At 69.3% G+C, this 6,963-nt stretch carries 8 protein-coding genes; all 8 read left to right on the forward strand.

The features are described from left to right. Window positions 1-115: 115 nt before the first annotated feature. Window positions 116-763 (forward strand): HAD family hydrolase, encoded by a 648-nt coding sequence (locus ACFQ6X_RS34970; protein ID WP_329209850.1) that lies wholly within the window; start codon window positions 116-118, stop codon window positions 761-763. A 43-nt stretch (window positions 764-806) separates the two neighbouring features. Further along, complete coding sequence (locus ACFQ6X_RS34975; protein WP_383187960.1) at window positions 807-2,006, forward strand: MFS transporter; 1,200 nt, start codon at window positions 807-809, stop codon at window positions 2,004-2,006. Then, window positions 1,975-3,147, forward strand: a complete 1,173-nt coding sequence (locus ACFQ6X_RS34980) for an acetoin utilization protein AcuC (RefSeq protein WP_383187963.1) — start codon at window positions 1,975-1,977, stop codon at window positions 3,145-3,147. The genes ACFQ6X_RS34975 and ACFQ6X_RS34980 overlap by 32 nt, the downstream gene beginning before the upstream one ends. Before the next feature lie 76 nt (window positions 3,148-3,223). Further along, on the forward strand, window positions 3,224-4,039 hold the full coding sequence (locus ACFQ6X_RS34985) for a phosphatase (protein WP_383187965.1): 816 nt from the start codon (window positions 3,224-3,226) through the stop codon (window positions 4,037-4,039). A 128-nt stretch (window positions 4,040-4,167) separates the two neighbouring features. After that, entirely contained in the window at window positions 4,168-4,380 is a 213-nt protein-coding gene (locus ACFQ6X_RS34990; protein ID WP_014046653.1) for a helix-turn-helix domain-containing protein, read from the forward strand. 110 nt (window positions 4,381-4,490) lie between these two features. Next, complete coding sequence (locus tag ACFQ6X_RS34995) at window positions 4,491-4,589, forward strand: 30S ribosomal protein bS22 (protein ID WP_003948845.1); 99 nt, start codon at window positions 4,491-4,493, stop codon at window positions 4,587-4,589. A gap of 179 nt (window positions 4,590-4,768) precedes the next feature. Next, window positions 4,769-5,851: an NAD-dependent epimerase/dehydratase family protein gene (locus ACFQ6X_RS35000; RefSeq protein WP_383187971.1), complete on the forward strand. Its 1,083-nt coding sequence runs from the start codon at window positions 4,769-4,771 to the stop codon at window positions 5,849-5,851. Window positions 5,852-5,867: 16 nt separating this feature from the next. Further along, window positions 5,868-6,917, forward strand: coding sequence for a lysophospholipid acyltransferase family protein (locus ACFQ6X_RS35005; protein WP_383187969.1), 1,050 nt, complete (start codon window positions 5,868-5,870; stop codon window positions 6,915-6,917). The last annotated feature ends 46 nt before the right edge of the window (window positions 6,918-6,963 follow it).

The raw sequence follows: 6,963 nt of genomic DNA on the forward strand, positions 1-6,963 counted from the left end.
TACTGCAGGGGGGACCCTGTGGGAGAGTAGGACGCCGCCGAACAATTATTCCGGGAAAGCCCCGTGCCCTTGTGGCACGGGGCTTTTCTGCGTTCTGAGCGTCTAGGGTCGGACCATGCGCTACGAACTGGTCATCTTCGACAACGATGGTGTGCTCGTCGACAGTGAGCCGATCTCCAACACCGTCCTAGCCGGCTACCTCACCGAGCTCGGTCACCCCACCTCGTACGAGGAGTCTGTCCGCGACTACATGGGGGCCGCAGTCCACCGGGTGCACGATCTGGTGGAGGAGCGGACAGGTCAGAAACTGCCCGCGGACTTCGACGAGGAGCTGCACCGCCGGACGCTCGCCGCGTTCCAGGAGGCGCAGATCGCCGCGGTGGACGGAGTCGAGGAGCTCCTGGGCGAGCTCGTCGCCGACGGGGTGGCGTACTGCGTCGCCTCGTCCGGAAGCCACCAGAAGATCGCGGCCGGGCACCGGAAGCCCGGGCTCGACCAGTGGTTCGAGGAGGAGTGGATCTTCAGCTCGGAGGACGTCGGGAAGGGCAAGCCGGCCCCGGACCTGTTCCTCCACGCCGCCGAACGGATGGGCGTCGCCCCCGAGCGGTGTGTCGTGATCGAGGACAGTCCGCTCGGCGTCGAAGCAGCCCGTGCCGCGGGCATGGACGTGTACGGATTCACCTCGATGATGCCGGCGGACCGGCTCGTCGGGGTCACCGGGCACTTCTCCGACATGTCGCAGCTGCCCAAACTGCTCGCCTGATCGATCTACCCAGGGGTAGATCGATGGCTCTACGCTCGCGGCCATGACGGATGCGCGGTTGCGGCACGGCAGGGCTTCTCTGGCATTGAGCTTCCTGGTGCAAGGGGTGACCTTTGCTCTGCTCGTGACGCGTATCCCCGCGATCCAGGACCGGTACGGGATATCCGACGGGCTGCTGCCCGCCTTCCTTGCCGCTGTGCCGATCCTCGCGGGGATCGCCAGCGTGGCCACCGAGAAGGTGGTCGCGCGGGTGCGGCCGGGGATCGTGCTCAGGTGGGCGCAGCCCGTCGTGCTGCTGGCGCTGCTGGGTGTGGGCGCGGGCACCGAGTTGTGGCAGGTGGCCCTCGCGCTCGGTGCGTTCGGGCTCGCGGTCGGTGCGCTGGACGCGTCCATGAACATGATGGGCGTCAGCCTTCAGCGGGCGTACGGGCGCAGCATCATGCTCGGGTTCCATGCCGCCTACAGCCTGGGCGGCATCGCCGGGGCGTCCATGGCCTGGGCGGGAGCGCACTGGGATCTGTCGTTGCTCGTGTCCTACCTGCCGGCCGTGGTCGTCCTGCTGCCCGCGGCGCTGCTGGGGAGCCGGTGGTACGCGGAGGGCAGGGCGGCGGGGGATGCGGCGGCGGAGCCGGTGAAGGGCGGTTCCGTCCCGTTCAAGTTGCTGATGCCGCTCTGTCTGGTGATGGCCTTCGCGTACATCGGGGACTCGACGGTCTCCAACTGGAGTGCCAAGTACCTGCAGGACGTGCTGGGCAGTTCGGAGCAGCTGGCGACCGTTCCGTACAACGTCTACATGGTGACCACGCTGCTGGGGCGGGCCGTGGGGGACCTCGGGGTGCGGCGGTTCGGGGCGGTGGCCGTCGTTCGCTTCGGGAGTGTGCTGGCGGCGGGGGGCTTCGGGGTGGTTGCCGGGGCGCCCGGGGCGTGGTGGGGGATGCTCGGGTTCACCATGCTGGGGCTGGGGCTCTGTGTGATCGTGCCGCAGACCTTCGCTGCCGCGGGGCGGATGTTCCCGGGGGCGAGCGATGTGGCTGTCGCCCGGCTGAACGTCTTCAACTACGTGGGGTTCCTGGTCGGATCACCGTTGGTGGGGGCCCTGGGCGACGCGTGGAGCTATCGGGGCGCGATGCTCGTACCGATGGTGCTGGTTCTTGCGACGCTCGTGTATGCCCGGTCGTTCGGCTCCGAGCCCGCCCGATACGGTGGCGGGCATGAGCGGGCGCGCGCGGCTGATGTGGGATGACGCAGTATCGGGATACGACTTCGGTGACAGTCATCCCATGGATCCGGTCAGGCTTGACCTGACGATGGGGCTGGTGCGGGCGTTCGGGCTCGATTCCGCGGTGGATGTGAGATCGGCCAAGGCCGCCGGTGCGTCCACCCTGCGGCTGGTGCACCGCGAGGACTACGTGGCGGCCGTGCGGGCCGCATCCGCGGATCCTGCGGCGGCTGACCAGTCGTACGGGCTGGGGACCGTGGACGATCCCGCCTTCGCGGGGATGCACGAGGCGTCCGCGCTCATCGCCGGGCTTTCGGTGGGGGCTGCGGAGGCCGTGTGGCGCGGGGAGAGTGCGCACGCCGTGAACTTCACCGGTGGGCTGCACCATGCGATGCCGGGAGGTGCCGCCGGCTTCTGTATCTACAACGATCCGGCGCTGGCCATTGCCCGGCTGCTGGAGCTGGGGGCCGAACGGGTCGCGTACGTCGATGTGGACGTCCACCACGGGGACGGGGTGCAGGCCGCGTTCTGGGAGGACCCGAGGGTGCTGACCGTGTCGCTGCACGAGCATCCGCGCACCCTGTTCCCGCAGACCGGGTGGCCGGAGGAGACCGGCGGCGGGGCGGGTGAGGGCGGTGCGGTGAACGTGGCGCTGCCCGCCGGTACGGGGGACGCGGGGTGGCTGCGGGCGTTCCATTCGGTGGTGCCCGAGTTGCTGGCGGACTTCCGGCCGCAGGTGCTGGTGACCCAGCACGGGGCCGACACGCACTTCGAGGATCCGCTGGCCCATCTGGCGGTGTCGCTGGATGCGCAGCGGGCCGTCATGGCGTCGTGCCACGAGCTCGCCCACGAGTACGCGGAAGGCGGGCGCTGGGTGGCGCTCGGCGGGGGCGGGTACGCGGTGGTCGATGTGGTGCCGCGGTCCTGGGCGCATCTGGTGGGGATCGCCGCCCATGCGCCGGTGGACCCTGAGTCGGTGATTCCGTCCTCGTGGCGGGACGAGGTCTACGCCCGGACGCGGCAGTTGGGGCCGGCCCGGATGACGGACGGCCGTACCCCGTCGTGGCAGTCGTGGGACGCCGGGTACGACCCGGCGGACCGGCTGGACCAGGCGGTGCTGGCGACCAGGCGGGCGGCGTTTCCGCTGCGGGGGCTGCTGGCCTGAGTAGGGGTTACGCCAACGGTGGGGCGCAATCGGGGTTTTGGTCCTGCGGTGTTCCCGGTGCGGGAGCATCGGGAGGGTGTTGAGCACCGGGGCGCTGCGCGCCCATCTGCTGGCGGCCAGGCTGGCCGGGCCTGTGGCCACGTCGCGGCAGAACAGTCTGCAGAGCTACCGGCTCTTCGCGGCGAGGGATCCGCGCGTGATGCTGGGCCTCGATCCGGACCGGTTCTGGGGCGAGCGTGACCTGCTGCGGCTGATGGCGGAGAAGTGCGGTGTGTCGGACGATCCTGATCACGTCTCGGGCCTTGATGTGATCGACCCGGAGCGGACCCTGGCAGGTTTGGGCGCGTTCGCCGAGCGGCTCGGGGCGGCTGCGGAAAGGCGGGCTCCGGTGCTGTTCGGGACCGGTCATCCGCACCGGTTGCTCGGGTTCTACGCCGGACTGGCAGACGCCTTGTCGGCGGCTGGGTGCGCGGTGCTCACACCCGCGCAGGGCCGATGTATCGACATAACGACCAGGTTCGGCGTACGCACGTACAACCTCGACTACGTACGGGGAGTCGCGCTGGTGCGCGAACCGGGCGTGCGGACCCCCGGTAGTGCGACCGGCGCGCACACCCATTCGCCGCTGCCGGTTCGGGCCGTGCTGGAAGGGATCGCGGAGACCTGCGGGGTGCTGCCCGAGCTGGTGGTCGGAGACCATGGATGGGTCTGCGGGGCAGGTCAGCTGGGTATCGAGGCCATCGGTCTGGCCGATACGGACGATCCCGCGCTGTTCGTGGGCGAGGCCGAGGGGCGGGTGTCCGTCGCTGTTCCGCTTGATGACGCCGTGCGGTCGGACTACTACCGCCCGCTTACTCGCTATGTACTCAATCGGGCGTGTCTGTCACAGTAGGCGGCCTGTCGTCTCACCTCTTCCCCACTCGCATCACCCGCCCCTAATCTGGGGAGTGAGCGCACAACGACGAAGAGTCACCGGAGGGGAAGCCGGTGCGCGTCTCGTGCGGAAGGTACAGGTGGGTCATGGCTGCTGGCAGCGAGAGGCCTCTCAACGAGGTCAAGTTTCTGACCGTGGCGGAAGTCGCCTCGGTCATGCGAGTGTCGAAGATGACCGTGTACCGCTTGGTGCACAGCGGTCATCTGCCGGCGATCCGGGTGGGCAGGTCCTTCCGGGTCCCGGAGCAAGCGGTTCACGAGTATCTCCGCGAGTCCTTTGTGGGGGTGGAATCGGCCTGACGTTGCCCTCGGATTACGCCCCTCACCCAGTGGCGGGTAGGCTAGGCCGACGTAGGTCGTGTGGGCCCAGACGCCCCGCACCAGTGAAGAAGAAGTGAGCGAGGGTAGTCGTGGGCTCTGTTATCAAGAAGCGGCGTAAGCGGATGGCCAAGAAGAAGCACCGCAAGCTGCTCAAGCGCACGCGCGTTCAGCGTCGCAACAAGAAGTAAGCGAACGCAGTTCGTGAATCCGAAGCCCCTCCGCCGTTCAGGCGGAGGGGCTTCGGTGTTTTTCCGGCCACGACTTCGGCAAAGCCCGCCATGGGGTCATCACAGGGCAACATCCACCGGCTACGGTGACGGCCAGGGGAAGACCCCGCTCGGTGAACGAACGACGGAAGGCGCTGATCTTGGGGAAGATCGTGCTCGTCACAGGAGTGGCCCGGCAGCTGGGGGGCCGCTTCGTACGGCGTATCCAGCGCGACCCCGGTGTGGACCGGGTGATCGCCGTGGACGCGGTCGCGCCCGAGCACCAATTGGGTGACGCCGAATTCGTCACGGCGGACATCAGGCAGCCCGCGATCGCCAGGGTCCTCGCCGAGCACTCGGTCGACACGGTCGTTCATCTGGATGTCTCGGGGAAGGCGCTCGGCGCCGGCGGCCGGACGACGGTCAAGGAGACCAACGTCATCGGCACCATGCAACTGCTGGGCGCCTGCCAGAAGTCACCGACTGTCCAGCGGCTCGTGATCAAGTCCAGTACGAGCGTGTACGGCTCCGCGCCCCGCGACCCCGCGGTCTTCACCGAGACGACGCCGCCCAAGTCGCTGCCCAGCGGAGGCTTCGCCAAGGACGCGGTGGAGGTCGAGGGGTACGTACGCGGCTTCGCGCGCCGTCGGCCGGACGTCGCCGTCTGCGTGCTGCGGTTCGCCAACATCCTGGGCCCGGAGCCGGACTCGCCGCTGGCCGACTACCTGGCGCTGCCCGTCCTGCCGACCGTCTTCGGATACGACCCGCGGCTGCAGTTCGTCCACGAGGACGACGTCATGGCGGTCCTGGAGATCGCGGCGCGCGAACCGCGGCGCGGAACCCTGAACAGCGGCACCTTCAACATCGCCGGCGACGGTGTGCTGCTGCTCTCGCAGTGCTCGCGACGGCTGGGCCGGCCGACCGTGCCGGTGCTGCTGCCCGCCGTCACCTGGGTCGGCTCGGCGCTCCGCACGATCGGCATGACCGACTTCTCGCCGGAGCAGATCCGGCTGCTCACCCACGGCAGGGTGGTCTCGACCGTACAGATGCGCGAGACCCTGGGTTTCCGCCCCAGGTTCACCACGGCGGAGACCTTCGCCGAGTTCGCGCGCAGCCGGGGACCGGGGCTGCTGCCGCCCGAGATGATGAGCAGGGCTGTCGGGCGGCTGGCGGATCTGCCTTTCGCCGGGGGGCCGGCCGGGGGCGGGACCGATGCGACACATTCGACTCACGGCGCCAGGTAGAGGAGCGCGACCGACGATGGCGGACGCCAAGGTCATTCCGTTCGACGACGACCGTTCGCGCTCAGGCGCTGCGCGGCGCAGGAGCGTGCTGCCGGGGAGCGGCCGGGGCCAGGCGCCTGCCGGCCCCGGTGCGGCGCCTGTGAGCGCCCTGCGGGGAGCGCAGGCGCCGGTGGCGGGTGCGCAGGAGGCCACGCCTCCCGAGGAGGCGCACGAGGTCTCCGGGCGGGCCGGCTGGGACCGGCGGATCGCGGGCGGGCTCGCGTTCCTGCGACGGCGGGTCACGGGCGACTACGACGTCGACGAGTTCGGCTACGACAAGGAGCTGACCGACCAGGTCCTCATGTCGATGCTGCGGCCCCTCGCGGACAAGTACTTCCGGGTCGAGGTGAAGGGCATCGAGAACATCCCGTCGGACGGCGGGGCGCTCATCGTGGCGAACCACTCGGGGACGCTTCCGCTGGACGGGCTGATGCTCCAGGTCGCGGTGCACGACAACCACCCGGCCGAGCGGCATCTGCGGCTGCTCGCCGCCGACCTGGTCTTCATGCTGCCCGTGGTCAACGAGCTGGCCAGGAAGGCCGGGCACACGCTGGCGTGTGCCGAGGACGCGGAACGGCTGCTGCAGCGCGGCGAGGTCGTCGGGGTGATGCCGGAGGGCTTCAAGGGCATCGGTAAGCCGTTCGGCGAGCGGTACAAACTGCAGCGCTTCGGCAGGGGCGGTTTCGTGTCGACGGCGCTGCGGGCCGGGGTGCCGATCGTGCCGTGCTCGATCGTGGGCGCGGAGGAGATCTATCCGATGATCGGCAACTCGAAGACGCTGGCGCGGGTCCTGGGCGTTCCGTACTTCCCGATCACGCCGACGTTTCCGTGGCTGGGACCGCTGGGTGCGGTGCCGCTGCCGACGAAGTGGACGATCCAGTTCGGGGAGCCGATTCCGACGGACGGGTATCCGCCGGAGGCGGCCGAGGACCCGATGCTGATGTTCAACCTGACGGACCAGGTGCGGGAGCAGATCCAGCACACGCTGTACAAGCTGCTCGTGCAGCGCAGGTCGGTCTTCTTCTGAGGTCTTCTTCCGAGGAAGCGCATGTGAAGGGGGGCCGTCCGGATCC

This window comes from Streptomyces sp. NPDC056452, from assembly GCF_042796085.1.
Taxonomy (GTDB): Bacteria; Actinomycetota; Actinomycetes; order Streptomycetales; family Streptomycetaceae; genus Streptomyces.